Source organism: Paraburkholderia agricolaris, assembly GCF_009455635.1.
In the GTDB taxonomy this organism is placed as follows: domain Bacteria; phylum Pseudomonadota; class Gammaproteobacteria; order Burkholderiales; family Burkholderiaceae; genus Paraburkholderia; species Paraburkholderia agricolaris.
Genome location: NZ_QPER01000001.1, coordinates 1824582 through 1841303 on the forward strand (window position 1 = coordinate 1824582; position 16722 = coordinate 1841303).

Sequence of the window (16722 nt, forward strand, 5' to 3'; positions counted from 1 at the left end):
TGCGGGTTGAGGTATCCAAAAGTTTCCATCACCTTATCTTCCTTAGGAGCGATCCATGACATTCACGGCTACCGGCGATTCCGTCGGCATTTACAAGCATGTTCCGCAACTCGCGCGTATTCGCACCGATGTGCTATTGGGCGATGTCTGGAAGCAACCGGAAATGGCGTACCGCGACCGGATCCTTGTCACGCTCGGCGTGCTCGCAGCCGGCGGCAAACTGGAGGAAATGAAAACCTGGATGGCGCGTGGCGTCGACGCGGGTATCACGCTCGACGAGTTGCGCGGCCTCATCGTCCAGGTGACCTTCTACGCAGGTTGGCCGGCTGGACTATGCGCCGGGAAGGCGGCGCTCGAACTGTTCGAATCCGAAACCAGGTAGACGAGGCATCGTCATGAACATTGGATATATCGGTCTTGGCTCCATGGGTTCCGCGCTTGCGCGCCGCCTGGTGGCCAGGCATAGAGTCATCGTCTGGGATATTAATAACGGTGCCACGGCGGCCTTTGAACAACTCGGCGCCACGGTGGCGCCTTCCGCTGCGGAATTGGCACGCCAGTGCGAGATCGTATTGCTATGCTTGCCGCGCACATCGGATGTCCGTGATTTGATCTTCGGCCGGAATGGTCTTGCCGAGGGTCTTTCCAGCGGCAAGCTGGTCGTTGACCAGACTAGCGGGGTGCCAGGCCAGACTCGCGACATTGCCGCACAGCTTGCCACACAGGATGTCGCCATGATCGATGCGCCCGTTTCCGGCGGCGTGGCGGGCGCGAATGCGGGGACGATCTCTATTATGATCTCCGGAGCCGAAGCCGACTGCGAGAGAGCATTGCCGGTGCTGCGGGATATCAGCCCGAACGTGTTTCACTGCGGCAATCGGGTTGGCGACGGTCAGGCCATGAAGCTTTGCAATAACTTGCTGAGCGCCGGCTGCCGCGTGTCCACCTTTGAGGTTGTGGCGATGGGCAGGAAGATGGGCCTATCGCTCGCCACCATGAGCGAAATGATCAACAAGGGATCGGGGCGGAACCGCACGTCGAAAGTTACCTTGCAAGAACTCAGTGAAGGCAGGTCGGTTGCAAGCCATTTCGCCATGGCCCTGATGTTGAAGGATATGAACCAGGTCATTCAACTCGGGATGGACTGCGGAGCACCAACCACGCTAACGAATATCGTCCGCGGGATTCTGCAGACGGGTGTCAATATGATGGGGGAGACCGCGCAGTTGGAGAAGGTCATCGATCTCATCGAGAACATGGCCGGAACGCATATTCGGGATGCCCCGGATACGGCATTGTCCCAGCCTGTTTCGCCCCTGCAGCATGCTGGCAAACAGGCGTTGCGGGTGGGGTATGTCGGCCTGGGCACGATGGGGGGCGCGCTCGCGCGTCGCCTGATGCTCTCCCGAACGATGCGAGTGTTCGACGTAAGCGCTGAAACTGCACGGGCTTTTGAAACGGAAGGTGCCATCGTCGCAAAGGATCTGCCGTCGCTCGCCCGTGAGTGCGATGTCATATTTGTGTGTGTACCGACATCTGCCATTGTGCGCGAAGTGATTTTCGGCAAGGACGGTTTGGCTGAGGGACTGTCACCCGGCAAGATCGTCGTCGGCAAGATCGTCGTCGACCAGACCACGGGTGATCCGACCGTAACGATCGACATCGGCACCGAGTTGCAAAAACTGGGCGTCCAACTGGTCGACGCACCGGTTGCGGGCGGCGCGCGCGGCGCAGTGGCGGGCACGATTGCAATCATGGCTGGCGGCTCACCCGATGCTTTCGCGACCGTGCGGCCCGTTTTCGAATCCATTAGTCCGAATGTCGTCTATTGCGGAACGCTGGGTAATGGTCATATCGCCAAGCTGGTCAATAACGCGGTGGCGACCTGCAACTGCCTTCTCACTTACGAAGCTGCTTCCATTGCGGTGAAGTATGGACTCAAGCTCGCCGACCTGTCGAAGGTCATCAATCAAAGTACGGGTTGGAGCGCAGCATCGGAGCGGATTCTTCCTTCGCTATCGGAAGGAAAGGCAACCGCGGGTTTCCAACTGGGACTGATGGTTAAGGATCTGAAGCTTGCCGGTGGTATGGCGATTAAATGTGGTGCGCCAATGCTGGTTGCGAGAACCGTGTGCAGCGTGTATGAGGTGGGCGCACATATCTTTGGCAAGACCGCGAACATCGACGAGATGGCGCGATTCTACGAATCCATGTCGGACATTCGATTTATCGGTGCCTGATAAGGGCGCCGTGTCCTTCGGCCGGATCACACGCGCGGCGGCGTAGCGCTGCGCGTGCACGCGTCTCTATTCGCGTTGAATGTATCTCAAGGAAAGGAAATGAAGATTCTGGTGCCAGTTAAAAGAGTTGTTGACGCGAACATCAAGGTGAAAGTCAGATCGGATCAAACCGGAGTCGATATCGAAAACGTAAAGATGTCGATGAATCCGTTTGACGAAATCGCCGTGGAAGAAGCCGTCCGATTGAAAGAAGCGGGTGTGGCCACCGAGGTCATTGCAGTGTCCTGCGGCGTCGCGCAATGTCAGGAGACGTTGCGTACCGCGCTTGCAATCGGTGCGGACCGCGCCATCCTTGTCGAATCGAACGAAGAACTACAGCCACTCGCTGTCGCAAAGTTGCTGAAATCGGTCTTTGAGAAGGAGCAGCCGCAACTGGTAGTCCTGGGCAAGCAGGCCATCGACGACGACTCCAATCAGACAGGCCAGATGCTGGCTACGCTGGCCGGACTGCCGCAGGCGACGTTCGCCTCAAAGGTGACGGTGACGGGCGGCAAGGTGACCGTTGCGCGCGAAATTGACGGAGGCTCCGAAACGCTTGCATTGAAGTTGCCCGCAGTGATTACCACTGACCTCCGCCTGAATGAGCCGCGCTACGTTACGCTACCGAGCATCATGAAAGCGAAGAAAAAGCCGATCGTAACGATGAAACCCGAGGAACTCGGCGTTGATGTGACGCCGCGTTTGAAGACGCTCAAGGTGAGCGAGCCGCCTAAGCGTAGCGCGGGCGTCATCGTGCCGGACGTGAAAACGCTGGTCGAAAAGCTCAGGGGCGAAACGAAGGTAATCTGACGATACAGAAGAGAAACAACATGACCATCCTGGTGATTGCAGAACACGACAATGCTTCGCTCAAGGGCGCAACATTCAATACCATGACTGCCGCAGCGGTTATCGCCAGTTTTGCGGCGAACGATATTCACATGATGATCGCGGGTCATCAGGCACAGGGCGCGGCTGAAGCCGCGGCGAAAATCGCCGGCGTCTCAAAAGTGTTGCTTGCCGAAGCGCCGCAGCTCGAGGCGGGCCTCGCGGAAAACATCGAAGCGACTGTGCTGCAGGTCGCGCACACCTATTCGCACATTCTCGTGCCGGCAACGGCGTACGGAAAGAATCTCGCGCCACGGATCGCAGCGAAACTCGACGTGGCGCAGGTTAGCGACGTTATTGCCGTGTTGAGTGCAGATACGTTTGAGCGGCCTATCTATGCGGGCAACGCCATCGCGACGGTGCAGTCGGCAGAGCCGATCAAGGTGCTCACGGTGCGCGCTACGGCTTTCGAGGCAGCGGCGGCGGAGGGCGGCAATGCGGCAGTGGAGCGAGTCAACGCGGTGGATGCGCACCTTTCTGAGTGTGTCAGCCGGGAGATTGCGACCTTGAATCGTCCGGAACTCACGGGGGCGGAGATCATCGTATCCGGCGGCCGCGGCTTGGGCAGCGCGGAGAATTACGCCGCGCTCCTCGAGCCTCTGGCCGACCAGCTCGGTGCGGCAATGGGTGCATCGCGCGCCGCAGTGGATGCGGGCTTTGTTCCAAACGACTATCAGGTCGGCCAGACAGGGAAAATAGTTGCGCCGCAACTTTACGTGGCAGTCGGCATTTCTGGCGCCATTCAACACCTCGCGGGGATGAAGGACTCGAAGGTGGTCGTCGCAGTGAATAAAGATCCCGAAGCGCCGATTTTTGGTGTCGCGGACTATGGACTGGTCGGCGATCTGTTTGCAGCGATACCGGAGATGGTTCGTTTGCTAAAGCAGACGCCGTAGCGCGACGAAGCTCGATCGACCAGGCACACGGACGCCGGGCTCTGCTTGCCGTTGTTTTAGCCCATGCTTCAAAAGGCCGCCTCTGGTCGAACCGCCTACTCAACTGGCCGGCCAGAGGGCCGACCAGTCAATGCGAGGGAATACCTGCCGTCTTTCCGCCATCGACTGCCAGAACCACGCCTGTGATGAAACTCGCGTCCTCGGAGAGCAGAAAGGCGACCGCCGCGGCAACTTCATCTGGTCGACCTTCGCGGCCAATAGGGTGAGCCGCGCGAATGCGGTTGGCGTTTTCCGCGTCCTCGAACATCACCTCGGTCATTGGCGTGCGGATCATACCGGGCGCGATCGCGTTGACACGGATCCCGATCGGACCGAGTTCAAGCGCCATGGTCTGGCTGATGCCGACGATTCCATATTTCGAGGCAGCATAGGCGAGCCGGTTTGGCACGCCACGAATGCCCGCTGCAGAACTCAGATTGACGATTGAGCCCGACGCGTGTGCACCTTTCATTGCACGAGCGAAGGCTTGGCAAACATTGAATGTTCCATCGAGATTGACCGATAACACGCGACGCCAGACATGGGGTTCGACAGTCAGGACGCTGCCCACGCCTCGTATTCCGGCACAATTGACAAGTCCCCAAAGTTGCCCAAACTGTTGAGCCGCGCCCGACACCAACGCGTCCACCTGTTCGCGATCCGATATGTCGATGCCGACGCTATACACTCTGTCGCTACCTTCGAATGCAGCTACGACCTTGTCGACGTTTTCCTTGTGCACATCAGCGGCAACGATGGACGCGCCTTCGTCGAATAATCTTCTTACGCAGGCTGCGCCGATGCCACTCCCGGCTCCGGTCACAATGACGACCTTGTTTTCGAAGCGTTTCATTTATGATGCTCCTGATGCTCGGTTTGACTTTTTCAGACCAATACACGATTGATACGACGCTGGCCCACACGGGGTATGTATCCGGACCTTTGCCATGCGTATTCGCCGTGGGCCGCTGCCCGGAAAAGGCAGCGGATGGTGCTCAGCTTATTTTCTTCAGTGCGCATCCATAGCGGTCAGCGCGAGAAGGGTGTTCATTCAGAACTTATGACGCAGAGCGAGACGGACGAGAATCTGATGGTTATTCGATGAGTCACCCAACGAGTCGATATCAGCGACAGCGGGCGTGCCGAGCGACGATGTTCCGGAAGCACGCTGCCAGCCCACACCTAAGTAGGCGTCGGTCCGCTTGGAAAGGAAGTAATCTGCCAGAAAGGAAACCTGGTGATAGTGCTGATTGCCGACGGTTGTGCCTTCCGCCGTCGAGACACCCTTACCGATCGCATAGTTATAGGCAACGCCGACAAACAGGGCAGGGCCAAACTGGTATCGAGCTGCAACGTCATAGTTGTTGAAGCGCGCCATGCCGTTTGAGAAGGCGGGTCCCAGATTGGCATACTGAACGTTCGAGAATGACGCAGCCAGCGTCATCGATCCGATGGTGTAGTTGGCTGCCGCCATGGCCACCTGCCAGGCTTGAGCGCTCGCATACCCCTTGTTTAACGATTGCGAGAGTACCGTCGCGCCGTTGGCATTTCCCGTAAAGAAGCCTGAACCCGCCGTTGCGGAGGTAGGATTCTTGAAATACTCGAATGCCGCGCCCAGTTTCAGGGGACCATACGCATAGGCAGCACCCAGCGAATACCCGCTATTCCCAGTGACGTTTCCGGCAACGCCGCCGGCACTGTACTCACCTCCGAATGTGAGTCCGTGGTAGCTCTGGCTCATGTACCGAACCGTGTTGTTAACCCGTAACCCATTGCCGGCGTTATCGACGTCACCCGGGTGCGTTGCATAGTCACCGCCGAGCAGATTCGATCCGGTGAGGGGCGCCGGAAAGTAGAAGACCATGTCGTACTGACGGCCGAACGTTACATTCCCGAACCGATCGCTACTGAGGCCGACGAATGCCTGGCGGCCGAACTGCGCGCCACCTTGTGCAGCCGTGCCGTTGTTCAGATTGACGCCAGACTCGAGCGTAAAGATCGCGTGCAAGCCGCCACCAAGATCTTCGCTACCGGTTAGTCCCCACCGGCTGCCCATTAGGCCGCTCAACGATTCGAGGAAGATTCTCTTTCCACCGCTGGGACCGCCGGAGTTGCTTTGATACATGATGCCTTCGTCGATTACGCCGTACAGGGTGACCTGACTTTGTGCGTAGCTCGCTGTAGCAGGAAGTGCTAACGCGGCGCAGCACAGGATAGATCGCTTCGTGTTCGGTGTCATGCGGGTTGTCTCCTCACGGATTTAGTTAGTTGTACACGCGCTGCGAACAGGATCTCAATCTGTGCATCAGCATCACGCGACGCGCATTAAATGCAACGTCTGTGCCAACCCACCGGAATAATCGATCGCGTCAAGTCTGATGCTCGGGAAACGGAGATTGGAGATAGGGGTGTTGGTGTTCTTGCTCTCATTGTTAAATTAGTTAAGGTAACCTAAGCGAATTAAGTGCATATGTATAATCGCAAAATGCGTCAGTTTGGCGGCTTGTCATAGCGAACCGAGCGGCGATCCGCTATGGCATGTCTCTGATGGATACAGCGAGCGTGTGTTTCGCGCACACTTCGAGAACCCGCATGCACGGTGCCTAGAGCGGCATAAGGAGGCGAGGCGCCATGCCGATGTCTGATATCAGTGAGGCGCGGATGGGAAATAGAGATTCGTATTCAAGGCGAGCCAGGCGCGTGTCAAACCGTAATGGACTGGTCTGCGCGTTGGCTCACCGAGATCATTGTTCACGAAAATTCAGGAAGATGGATCCGATACACCTTGGCAGCCGTGCCGTGGAATAGCGCGGCCTTCTCACTGGGCGAGGCCGCGTGCACGATATGCTTCAACGCGTTCCAGATCGGTACGAAGCCGCCTGAACGTCCGTCCGGAGGATAGTTGCTCTCCATCATGCATCGGTCGGCGCCGAAGGCTTCGATGCAGGTCTCGACGTGTGGGCGCCAGGTCGCAGCGAGTTCCTGATAACCGATCGGGTCTTGCCGCTCCTCGAAACGGAATCCCCAGAAGGGCATCCCAAGACCGCCGATTTTGCAGTAAATGTTCGGTCTCCGCGCCACTTCGGATATCGTTTCGCGATACTTGCGAAAGACGTCGGCGCGGGATTGCTCGTCCATGTCCATCGCCATGGCATGCCCGCAATGGTCCAGTACGATCGTGGCCTGAGGGAACGCATCTGCGAGGTCGATGAGATCCTGCAACTGGTGATGGAACATGGCCGCGTCGAAGGTTAGTCCGCGTTTGACGAGTTGTTCGAAACCGGGCCGGAATCCCGGGTTCTTCATAACGCCGCTCGGTGGGCGGTGAGTAATGAAGCGATAGGGCGCTTCGGTCGGGTCTTCGATGGTGACCTGACGGACCCCTCGGAAACGCTCGGGCGCGAGTTCGAGCGCGCGGTCGAGCAGCGCCGCTACCTGGTCGCCGAACCTTAGATCCGCGTAGCCGACAATCGCCGCGGCGACGCGGCATTCCCCATACGCACCACTCGCGCACATCGCACCGACACCGTTGGCAAACTCGATTTCGCCAAGTGGTCGTAGGACTTCTGGCCCGTCCGGGCGAGCAAAGGCCTGTGTCTCAAGATAAACGGACGCCACGACACGATGCCCTGCGCGTACGTCTTCGAGGTAGTCGTCGAGCATGTAGCACAACGGTGGTCGGTCGAACAGGTGATGATGCGAATCGATGATCGGTATCTCGGGGTCGAGAATAGGCTCGTCGCGGCCCACGAATAACTGATTGTGTGTCGCCGACGTCTTGGTGGATTGAATCATGAGTTAGAGGTACTCCTCTGCAAGGGCAATGTCGCGGATTTCGTCTACGGTGCCGCTGCGGCGCACTTCACCATTGCGGATGACGTAGGCACGATCCACCAGTTTCAGGGCGGGACGGGCCATCTGCTCGGTCATCAGAATGGTCGTGCCGCGTCGCTGCAATTCACGAATGGCGTCGCTGATGTGGCCGATCCAGACAGGTGCGAGGCCGAGGAACGGCTCGTCGAGCAGCAGCAGCTTCGGCATCGTGCTAGCCGCGCGGGCGATCGCTACGATCTGCTGCTGGCCGCCGCTCAACTGATTCGCCGGTTGATCGGCGCGCTCAACAAGAAGTGGAAATATCTTCTGGATCCATTCGAGATTGGCCATCGCTTTCGCAATCGGAATCCCCGTGGTGCCGGCCAACACGTTCTCGGTCACAGTCAGCGAACTGAACACGCGCCGACCCTCAGGGGAATAGCCGATGCCAAGGCGCGCGCGTGCGGGGCAGGACACGCCGACGAGGTCCTTTCCGTTGAACACAATGCGGCCGGCTGCGGTCGGCACCAATCCGACCACGGAATTGATGAGACTCGACTTGCCCGCGCCATTTGACCCGACCAGCAACACCGACTCACCCCGTTTCACTTCGATCGACACGTCGTGCAATGCCTCGATGCCCCCGTAGCGGACGCCGAGATTTTCGATTGTCAGCATATTTACTCCTCAGTAACACCCAGGTAGGCGTCGATCACGTCGCGGCGCGACAGGACTTCGTCAGGCGATCCCTCGGCGAGGAGGCGGCCGGCTTCGAGTACGAGAATGCGAGGACACAGACGGCGGACCAGATCCATGTCGTGTTCCACGATCAGCACGCCGCAACCGAGTATCGTTCGCGCGTGTTCGATGAACCGGTCCACCTGTGTGCGTTCCCGCCGTTCGAGGCCTGCCGCCGGCTCATCGAGCAGAAGAAAACGGGGGCGTGCCGCCAATGCCATGACCAGTCCGAGCATCTTCTGCAGACCATAAGGGAGCTTGTCGCTTGGTTCGTGTAGATGCGCGGCCAGGCCGAACTCGTCCAACAGGGTGTCGATGCCTAACGAGGGGCCGTCGTGCCGCGAGCCGAAGCGCTCGGCGCGGAACAGGTTTTCTTCGACGCTCACACTGCGAAACGTGTTGGTCTGCTGGAAGCTGCGCGCCACGCCAAGTTTGCTGACGGTGTGGAACGGCTTGGCCGTGATATTGCGGTCACCGAGAAAGACTTGGCCAGACGTCGGCGATAGCATGCCGCATATGACGTTGATCATCGTTGTCTTACCGGCGCCGTTGGGGCCGATCACGCCGACAACTTCGCCCTGTGGCACCTGGAATGAGATGCCTTCGAACACCTTGAGCCCACCGAAGTGCTTGGAAGCGCCCTCAATGCGAAGGCTGCACGCTCGAGTCGTGTCGTTTGCGGCTGAAGGGAAAACTTGAGCCGAACTCATGCCTTTCTCCAATGAACAGGTTTCACTTGCGGCTCGGTACGTATTTTCCGGTTGGTGGCCAGTTTCACCAGCGTGCCGACGATTCCGCCTGGCGCTGCCATCATGACGATCAGCAACAGCAGGCCGAACATGCCTCCAGAGAGATCGGCATAGCCGCTGAAGATGTTCGTCATGACGATAAGCAGCGCGCTGCCCACGACGATCCCCAGCATCGAACCGCGGCCACCGACGAAGGCGTAGGCAATGTAGTTGTTGATCGACCATGAGGCGAACGAACTCGGGTGAGCCGTTGAGAGCATGTTCACAAGAGCGAAGCCGGCCAAACCCGACACGCCCGCGGATGCCACGAAACCGATCGTTCGATACTTCCAGACAGCAACACCGAGACTTTCAGCCAGCGTTTCGTTTTCGTCGATGGAGGTGAATTCCGCGCGAAAACGCTGGGTCACAGTCAGCGTAATGAGCGCCGCGATGAGACACACCGCGACGGTCACCACGATCAACATCGTGGGCGACCCGAGATCTTTGCCGAACAGCGTGGCGGGCGGCACACCTGCGATCCCGTCTGAGCCGCCTGTCAACGTAGGTGTTTCAAAAATCACCAACTGGAGAATCTCGTTGAAGAGGAATGTCACGATGATGAAATAGACGCCTTTGAGCCGCAGCACGAGCGCGCCGAGCGGAATCGCAAAGAGGGCGGGCACCACGAATGAGAGTCCCATCAGCAAAAGCAGGTCTGTTGTTCCGCCTTTGGCCAGCATGGCCGAGGCATAGCCGCCGATCGCCATGAATGCCGGTACGGTGAATGAGAGCAGACCCATTCGCAAGGTGATGTAGACGGCCAACGCTGCGCTTACGCCAATTGCGCATTGATAGGTCAGCGAATTCAGAAAGGTATTCACCGTGAGGAAGGGTATGGCGGCTAGTGGAAGGAGCAGTACGACGCCCCAGATATCCAGCTTAAAGTCGCGATGACGGTTTGAGTTCATAGGGATGAGGTCGCATGAGGTATTGGGAGGGCGATCAGGCCTTGCGTGCGACGGTGCCGAGCAGGCCTTGCGGGCGTACCAGCAGGATCAGCACGACCAGCAGGAACAGCGCGAGCGCACCTTGAGATCCGCCGAGATAGACACTCGAGTAGGCTTCCACGAGACCGACAATGAACGCCGCGATCATGGCGCCCGTGACACTACCGAGCCCGCCGAGAATGACGACGACAAAAGCCTTCCCGAGCACGGCTTCTCCGCCAGTCGGCTCGAGCGCGAGCATGGGAGTCACGAGCGCGCCGGTGAGGCCGGCCAATGCCGTAGCAATGGCGAACGCCATGGGAAACATCCGCGCGGGCGGAATGCCCTGGGCTTTTGCCACCGGCGCGTCGTCGGCCATTGCGCGCAGTGCGATTCCGTAGCGGGTTCTATAAACAAGGTAGTAAACCCCGGCAATCGCGGTGGCGCAAACAGCCATCACGATCAGGTTGGGATACGGGATGTAGAACCCTGCGCCACGCAGCGAACCCGAAACCGGAAATCTGAAATCGACGGGTTCGGCACCGTAGACGAACGTGACCCCGGTGGTCATGATCTGGTAGATGCCCAACGTAATCAGCATCGTTGCGAGGTGGTCGGTGACGTATTTCTCGACGAATAGCGTCTGAATGACGTACCCGATGACGCCGGTGGCCACCGTTGCCAGCAGTACGGCAACAACGAATGGCAGGCCGAGGGAGTGCGATAGCGAATACGCGAAGTATCCACCGAGAATATAGAAGCCGCCGTGAGCAAAGTTGACGACGCCCATAATGCTGAAGATGAGCGTAAACCCGATACTAATTAAGGCATACTGAGTGCCTAGAGTCAGGCCGTTTACGCCGGCCGCAATGACGCTTTCCAAGGTATGTCTCCGTCTTCATGTTGTAGTTGAGCAGGGGCTCAAGCCTGGGCGCTAGTTCGCAACAGTCGTGCCAACTTTTTGGCACCGAAGCACGTGGCTGGGAAGTCTCATTGACGATATTTCTGTCTTTGATGAGAACAGGTGTGCGTGAAGAGGACGTCTCTGAGTTTCAAGTGCACATTCTTGGGTCGAGCCCGAATGGCGCCGTGCTACGGGTAGAGATATTAGGGAACTTCGCGCCGGAGACTCTTCATGGAGTTTCATGCCTTCCTCAATCGGTTCATAGGCAACTCAAAAGAGTTGTCCGGATACGAACGGATCTCCGGTCCGATCCGGGACCCAGACGCTGTGTGTTTCGCAGCGACACAGATGTCGAGCAAAAAGACAATTCCGTGCTTTTTCGGGCGCATTCGATTCCAGTCGCCGCACGACGGAACCGGCCTGCAGCGCCGCGCAAAGCCGCCTCTGACTAATACCGTCCGCCACTACGTCGCTGAACGCCTTTGCCGTTCGATCGCCTGGCATAGGGGTTGCAGTAACAAGGGCTGAATGTCACGGAGACTCACGATGGAAGACACCGCACGATTGCCTTTGCCTTTGCCAGTGCCGAACGCTGACTCGCTTCCTTATTGGACCGCGGCACGGGAGCGCCGGTTGGTGATCCGCAAGTGCTCTGCATGCGAATCGCTGCACTTCATGCCGCGCTATCTATGTCCGGTCTGCTGGTCCGACCGGCTCGAATGGGTCGACAGTGGAGGCACCGGCAGCGTCCATAGCTTTACGATCATTCGCCGGGCGCCGATGTCGGCATTCGCTGCTCGTGCGCCGTATGTCGTCGCATTGATCGACCTCGATGAAGGGCCACGCATGATGGCCAACGTAATTGGCGAAGACGCGCTATCCGTGCGCATCGGCGACCGGGTCTGCGTGACGTTCGAGGATCGTGGCGACGGCGCCCGGCTTCCTCAATTCAATCGCGTTTCGGCCGAAGGCTAGATCCATGAAAACAGCGGCATCGCTCAAGAACAAGATCGCCATTGTCGGCGTGGGTGAATCGGAGATCGGGCGTGTTCCTCACATGTCCGGACTCGGCCTGAATGCGCAGGCTGCAAAGCGCGCACTCGACGATGCGGGTCTCCAGGTATCCGACATCGACGGGGTACTGACCGCGTACTCGTTCACCGAACCGTATTTCATGCTGGGCTCTGTGATCTGCGAATACCTTGGGCTGAAGCCCCGGTTTAACGCGTCGCTCATTACCGGGGGCGCGAGTCCGGCCGTCATGTTGAAGCATGCGGCGGAGGCGATCGCTTCCGGGCAGTGCGAAACCGTACTCGTGTGCGCGGGCGAAAATCGCGCCACTGGCCAAACGCGGGATGCCGCGGTCGCGTCATTGATGGCGGTGGGGCATCCGTATTTCGAGCAGCCGTACGGCACGTCGATTCCCGGCTTCTACGCGATGATCGCGCAGCGTCACATGCACGTATACGGCACGACGCGCGAGCAGATGGCCTCGGTCGCGGTCAACACGCGCGAACACGCTCTATTGCATCCCAATGCGCACATGAAGAAGCCATTGACGGTGGAAGAAGTGCTCTCGGCGAAACCAATCGCGGACCCGCTTGGCATGCTCGACTGCTGTCTGATCTCCGACGCGGGCGGTGCCTTTATCGTCACCTCGGCGGAGCGCGCCGCGGACCTGAGGAGCAAGCCGATCTATTTGCAGGGGATTGGGGAGTACCACACGCACGAGCATCTGATGTGCGCACCGAGTCTGACCGAGTTTGGCGCGACGGAGTCCGGTCGTATTGCGTACGAAATGGCCGGCTTGGAGCCGCGAGATATCGATGTCGCTGAACTGTACGACTGCTTCACCATCGTACCGATCATCGAGCTGGAGGAACTTGGTTTCTGTGAGCCGGGCGAGGGTGGGGCCTTCTTTGCCGGCGGTCATGCACGCGTGGGCGGTGCACTACCTGTCAATACACATGGCGGAATGCTCTCGCACGCGCATGCTGGCGCGGCAGGAGGTCTCTTCGGCATTGTGGAGGCGGTTCGTCAATTGAGGGGCGGACTGGGCGCGCGTCAGGTGAAGGGTGCGGAAGTCGCGCTTGTTCACAACGAAGGGGGCATTCTGTCCTCCCATTGCACGGTCATTCTGGCCAACGCGAAAGGCTGAAATCATCCTGGCTAGCACCCGAGTCGCAGCTTGTCGAGGCAGCGGCTTGGGGCGACGGCGCGCGGTCGTTTTCCCGCTAAAGCTTTGCATCCTTGCTTTTCACAAGCGAGCGGGCACGTTCGCGCATGCGATTCATGCGCTTTATTTAAGCGCATCTGCGCTTGCCCATCACTAAAGATCTAAATCAGAAGGAGCAGCGTCCATGAATATTGGCGTGCCGGCCGAAACAACGGCCGGTGAAACTCGAGTTGCCGCGATTCCGGAAACGGTAAAGAAACTGAGGGCCCAAGGTCATGTCGTGCGGGTGGCGTTGGGCGCGGGAGTCTCAGCGAACATCACTGACGACGCCTACCGGGAAGCAGGTGCGGAGATCACTGATCAAGCAACCGCGCTGGGATGCGAAATGGTCCTGAAGGTACGCGCGCCTGGAGCAGATGAGTTGCGTGTCTTCCAGCGCGGCGCGGTACTCGTCGGCATGCTCGACCCATTCGATGCCAGCGGCGCAGCGCGACTGGCGGCAGCCGGACTAACGGGATTCGCGCTTGAGGCCGCACCGCGCACGACGCGTGCGCAGAGTCTCGACGTGCTGTCTTCTCAGGCGAATATTGCGGGTTACAAAGCTGTTCTCGTTGCCGCCTATTTCTATCAGCGCTTCATGCCGATGTTGATGACCGCAGCGGGCACGGTGAAAGCCGCTCGCGTGCTGATTCTCGGCGCGGGCGTGGCCGGTTTGCAGGCGATCGCAACCGCCAGGCGCCTCGGTGCCGTGATCGAAGCGTCGGACGTGCGTCCCGCCGTGAAAGAGCAGATCGAATCCCTCGGCGCCAAATTCCTCGACGTCCCTTACGAGACCGACGAGGAGCGCGAAGCTGCGCAGGGTGTCGGCGGCTACGCGCGCGCGATGCCGGCTAGCTGGCTGGCGCGTCAGGCGTCGCTGGTCCACGCGCGCGCGAGCCAGGCCGACATTGTCATCGCTACCGCACTGATTCCCGGCCGCACTGCGCCGACCTTGATCACGGCCGAAACTGTGCGGTCGATGAAACCGGGCTCCGTAATCGTCGATCTCGCCGCAGGACGTGGCGCGCCGTCCGACGGCTACGTGGGCGGCAATTGTCCGCTCACCGAACCTGACAAGGTAGTGGTGAAGCACGGCGTAACGATTGTCGGGCACACGAACCTGCCAGCGATGGCCGCGGCCGATGCGTCTTCGCTCTACGCGCGAAACGTGCTCGATTTTCTTAAGCTGATCATTACCAAAGAAGGCACGTTCAACATCGATCTCGCCGACGACATTGTTGCGGCAACGCTCCTCACGCGCGATGGTGCCGTGACGCGGACTGCGGCATAAGGCTCATGAGGAAACAGGGAATGGAAGTTATCAATCACACCGTCGTCAACCTGATCATCTTCGTGCTGGCGATCTACGTCGGCTATCACGTGGTCTGGAACGTCACGCCCGCGCTGCACACGCCGCTGATGGCGGTGACCAACGCGATCTCGGCGATCGTGATCGTCGGCGCGATGCTCGCGGCAGGCCTCACCGTGGGCGACACCGGCAAGTTCTTCGGCGCGCTGGCTGTCGCGTTAGCGGCGGTGAACGTGTTCGGCGGATTTCTCGTGACGAGGCGAATGCTGGAGATGTTCAGGAAGAAAGAGCCGAAGAAGCTCACGAATGACAAAACTGCGGACAAGACGGCCAAGGAGAACGCGTAATGAGTCTGAACGTCGTCACGCTGCTTTATCTGGTCGCGTCGGTCTGTTTCATTCAGGCGCTCAAGGGGCTGTCGAATCCGAAGACGGCGCGCACGGGCAATACGTTCGGCATGGTCGGGATGGCGATTGCGATCCTCACGACCATCGCGCTGATCGTCAAACAGGCGAACGCGCTCGGCTCGAATCTGGGCCTCGGGCTCGGCCTGCTGCTGGTCGCGCTGGTGATCGGCGGCGCGATTGGCGCGTTCGTCGCGGCGCGCGTCGAAATGACCAAGATGCCGGAACTGGTCGCGGCGATGCACTCGCTGATCGGTCTTGCGGCCGTGTGTATCGCTTATGCGGTGGTGTCGGAGCCGGCGGCATTCGGCCTCGTCGATCCTGACAATGCGATTCCGGGTTTTCTGCCGTATGGCAATCGCGTCGAACTGTTTATCGGCACGTTTGTTGGCGCGATTACGTTCTCCGGGTCAGTGATTGCGTTCGGCAAGCTGTCGGGCAAGTACAAGTTCCGGCTGTTCCAGGGCGCACCGGTGGTCTATGCGGGGCAGCACCTCATCAACCTGTTTCTTGCGATCGGGATGCTCGGCTTCGGCGTGATCTTCTTCCTCACGCAATCGTGGCTGCCGTTCATCATCATGACGTTGATCGCGTTCGTGCTCGGCGTGCTGATCATCATCCCTATCGGTGGCGCGGACATGCCGGTGGTCGTGTCGATGCTGAACTCGTATTCGGGCTGGGCGGCGGCGGGCATCGGTTTCTCGCTGAACAATCCGATGCTGATTATTGCGGGCTCGCTGGTGGGCTCGTCGGGTGCGATCCTGTCGTACATCATGTGCCGCGCGATGAACCGCTCGTTCTTCAACGTGATTCTCGGCGGCTTCGGCAACGAGCCAGGCGCGGCGGCGGCGGGTGGCGCGGCCGAGCAGCGTCCGGTGAAATCGGGTTCCGCCGACGATGCGTCGTTCATGCTCGGCAATGCCGAAACCGTGGTGATCGTGCCGGGTTACGGCCTCGCCGTGGCGCGTGCGCAGCATGCGTTGAAGGAGCTCACCGACAAGCTGGTCGAAAAGGGCATCGAGGTGAAGTACGCGATTCACCCGGTGGCCGGACGCATGCCGGGGCACATGAACGTGCTGCTCGCGGAAGCCGAGGTGCCGTACGACATGGTCTACGAAATGGACGACATCAACGGCGAGTTCGGTCAGGTGGACGTGGTGCTGGTGCTCGGCGCGAACGACGTGGTGAATCCGGCCGCGAAGAACGATCCGAAGTCGCCGATCGCGGGCATGCCGATCATCGAGGCGTACAAGGCGCGCACGGTCATCGTGAACAAGCGTTCGATGGCAGCGGGCTACGCCGGTCTCGACAACGACCTGTTCTACATGGACAAGACGATGATGGTGTTCGGCGACGCGAAGAAGGTGATCGAAGACATGCTGAAGGCTGCATGAGTTCGTGTCACTCGTGACAACACAGCGTGTCTTCGTGGACGACACGACTGCGCCGTCAAACCTATCAGCGATGCGCCAAAAGCGCGTCACCGCTGGATTCAGGAAAGTGGCGTAGTCCTTGCTTAA

At 59.3% G+C, this 16722-nt stretch carries 16 protein-coding genes; 9 read left to right on the top strand and 7 right to left on the bottom strand.

What is annotated here, in order from left to right; genetic code table 11:
• The first annotated feature begins 55 nt into the window (after positions 1-55).
• From GH665_RS08275 to GH665_RS08290, 4 genes are all read left to right on the top strand, one after another.
• Entirely contained in the window at positions 56-382 is a 327-nt protein-coding gene (locus GH665_RS08275) for a carboxymuconolactone decarboxylase family protein (protein ID WP_153135444.1), read from the top strand.
• 13 nt (positions 383-395) lie between these two features.
• Positions 396-2240 carry an NAD(P)-dependent oxidoreductase gene (locus tag GH665_RS08280; RefSeq protein WP_153135445.1) on the top strand — a complete coding sequence of 615 codons (1845 nt, stop codon included), beginning with the start codon at positions 396-398 and terminating at the stop codon, positions 2238-2240.
• A 99-nt stretch (positions 2241-2339) separates the two neighbouring features.
• Positions 2340-3089 carry an electron transfer flavoprotein subunit beta/FixA family protein gene (locus tag GH665_RS08285; protein ID WP_153135446.1) on the top strand — a complete coding sequence of 250 codons (750 nt, stop codon included), beginning with the start codon at positions 2340-2342 and terminating at the stop codon, positions 3087-3089.
• A gap of 20 nt (positions 3090-3109) precedes the next feature.
• A complete protein-coding gene (locus tag GH665_RS08290; RefSeq protein ID WP_153135447.1) occupies positions 3110-4063 on the top strand; it encodes an electron transfer flavoprotein subunit alpha/FixB family protein in 954 nt (317 codons plus the stop codon).
• 127 nt (positions 4064-4190) lie between these two features.
• Here the strand turns inward: GH665_RS08290 and GH665_RS08295 are convergent, their stop codons facing one another.
• The 7 genes from GH665_RS08295 to GH665_RS08325 form a co-directional block, all read right to left on the bottom strand.
• Positions 4191-4955: an SDR family NAD(P)-dependent oxidoreductase gene (locus GH665_RS08295; protein ID WP_153135448.1), complete on the bottom strand. Its 765-nt coding sequence runs from the start codon at positions 4953-4955 to the stop codon at positions 4191-4193.
• A gap of 198 nt (positions 4956-5153) precedes the next feature.
• Positions 5154-6341 carry a porin gene (locus GH665_RS08300; RefSeq protein ID WP_153135449.1) on the bottom strand — a complete coding sequence of 396 codons (1188 nt, stop codon included), beginning with the start codon at positions 6339-6341 and terminating at the stop codon, positions 5154-5156.
• Between the two features lie 512 nt (positions 6342-6853).
• On the bottom strand, positions 6854-7897 hold the full coding sequence (locus GH665_RS08305; protein ID WP_153135450.1) for an amidohydrolase family protein: 1044 nt from the start codon (positions 7895-7897) through the stop codon (positions 6854-6856).
• Between the two features lie 3 nt (positions 7898-7900).
• Positions 7901-8593, bottom strand: a complete 693-nt coding sequence (locus GH665_RS08310) for an ABC transporter ATP-binding protein (protein WP_153135451.1) — start codon at positions 8591-8593, stop codon at positions 7901-7903.
• 2 nt (positions 8594-8595) lie between these two features.
• Positions 8596-9363, bottom strand: coding sequence for an ABC transporter ATP-binding protein (locus GH665_RS08315; RefSeq protein WP_153138304.1), 768 nt, complete (start codon positions 9361-9363; stop codon positions 8596-8598).
• Positions 9360-10352, bottom strand: a complete 993-nt coding sequence (locus GH665_RS08320) for a branched-chain amino acid ABC transporter permease (protein ID WP_153135452.1) — start codon at positions 10350-10352, stop codon at positions 9360-9362. Before GH665_RS08320 ends, GH665_RS08315 begins: the two co-directional genes overlap by 4 nt.
• 34 nt (positions 10353-10386) lie before the next feature.
• The gene (locus GH665_RS08325) at positions 10387-11253 is read right to left on the bottom strand and encodes a branched-chain amino acid ABC transporter permease (RefSeq protein ID WP_153135453.1); all 867 of its coding nucleotides are present in this window, start codon (positions 11251-11253) and stop codon (positions 10387-10389) included.
• Between the two features lie 567 nt (positions 11254-11820).
• Between GH665_RS08325 and GH665_RS08330 the strand changes: the two genes are divergently transcribed.
• The 5 genes from GH665_RS08330 to GH665_RS08350 all read left to right on the top strand — a co-directional run bounded on the left by GH665_RS08330 (position 11821) and on the right by GH665_RS08350 (position 16596).
• Entirely contained in the window at positions 11821-12249 is a 429-nt protein-coding gene (locus GH665_RS08330; RefSeq protein ID WP_153135454.1) for a Zn-ribbon domain-containing OB-fold protein, read from the top strand.
• 4 nt (positions 12250-12253) lie between these two features.
• A complete protein-coding gene (locus tag GH665_RS08335; protein WP_153135455.1) occupies positions 12254-13432 on the top strand; it encodes a thiolase C-terminal domain-containing protein in 1179 nt (392 codons plus the stop codon).
• A gap of 202 nt (positions 13433-13634) precedes the next feature.
• The gene (locus GH665_RS08340; RefSeq protein ID WP_153135456.1) at positions 13635-14780 is read left to right on the top strand and encodes a Re/Si-specific NAD(P)(+) transhydrogenase subunit alpha; all 1146 of its coding nucleotides are present in this window, start codon (positions 13635-13637) and stop codon (positions 14778-14780) included.
• Positions 14781-14800: 20 nt separating this feature from the next.
• Positions 14801-15145, top strand: coding sequence for an NAD(P) transhydrogenase subunit alpha part 2 (locus GH665_RS08345; protein ID WP_153135457.1), 345 nt, complete (start codon positions 14801-14803; stop codon positions 15143-15145).
• Entirely contained in the window at positions 15145-16596 is a 1452-nt protein-coding gene (locus GH665_RS08350) for an NAD(P)(+) transhydrogenase (Re/Si-specific) subunit beta (RefSeq protein WP_153135458.1), read from the top strand. The genes GH665_RS08345 and GH665_RS08350 overlap by 1 nt, the downstream gene beginning before the upstream one ends.
• Positions 16597-16722: the final 126 nt, after the last annotated feature.

What these genes read in the sequence shown, in the direction of transcription:
- GH665_RS08275 (WP_153135444.1), top strand. Translation starts at nt 56, where the DNA reads ATGACATTCACGGCTACCGGCGATTCCGTCGGCATTTACAAGCATGTT.
- GH665_RS08280 (WP_153135445.1), top strand. Translation starts at nt 396, where the DNA reads ATGAACATTGGATATATCGGTCTTGGCTCCATGGGTTCCGCGCTTGCG.
- GH665_RS08285 (WP_153135446.1), top strand. Translation starts at nt 2,340, where the DNA reads ATGAAGATTCTGGTGCCAGTTAAAAGAGTTGTTGACGCGAACATCAAG.
- GH665_RS08290 (WP_153135447.1), top strand. Translation starts at nt 3,110, where the DNA reads ATGACCATCCTGGTGATTGCAGAACACGACAATGCTTCGCTCAAGGGC.
- GH665_RS08295 (WP_153135448.1), bottom strand. Translation starts at nt 4,955, where the DNA reads ATGAAACGCTTCGAAAACAAGGTCGTCATTGTGACCGGAGCCGGGAGT.
- GH665_RS08300 (WP_153135449.1), bottom strand. Translation starts at nt 6,341, where the DNA reads ATGACACCGAACACGAAGCGATCTATCCTGTGCTGCGCCGCGTTAGCA.
- GH665_RS08305 (WP_153135450.1), bottom strand. Translation starts at nt 7,897, where the DNA reads ATGATTCAATCCACCAAGACGTCGGCGACACACAATCAGTTATTCGTG.
- GH665_RS08310 (WP_153135451.1), bottom strand. Translation starts at nt 8,593, where the DNA reads ATGCTGACAATCGAAAATCTCGGCGTCCGCTACGGGGGCATCGAGGCA.
- GH665_RS08315 (WP_153138304.1), bottom strand. Translation starts at nt 9,363, where the DNA reads ATGAGTTCGGCTCAAGTTTTCCCTTCAGCCGCAAACGACACGACTCGA.
- GH665_RS08320 (WP_153135452.1), bottom strand. Translation starts at nt 10,352, where the DNA reads ATGAACTCAAACCGTCATCGCGACTTTAAGCTGGATATCTGGGGCGTC.
- GH665_RS08330 (WP_153135454.1), top strand. Translation starts at nt 11,821, where the DNA reads ATGGAAGACACCGCACGATTGCCTTTGCCTTTGCCAGTGCCGAACGCT.
- GH665_RS08335 (WP_153135455.1), top strand. Translation starts at nt 12,254, where the DNA reads ATGAAAACAGCGGCATCGCTCAAGAACAAGATCGCCATTGTCGGCGTG.
- GH665_RS08340 (WP_153135456.1), top strand. Translation starts at nt 13,635, where the DNA reads ATGAATATTGGCGTGCCGGCCGAAACAACGGCCGGTGAAACTCGAGTT.
- GH665_RS08345 (WP_153135457.1), top strand. Translation starts at nt 14,801, where the DNA reads ATGGAAGTTATCAATCACACCGTCGTCAACCTGATCATCTTCGTGCTG.
- GH665_RS08350 (WP_153135458.1), top strand. Translation starts at nt 15,145, where the DNA reads ATGAGTCTGAACGTCGTCACGCTGCTTTATCTGGTCGCGTCGGTCTGT.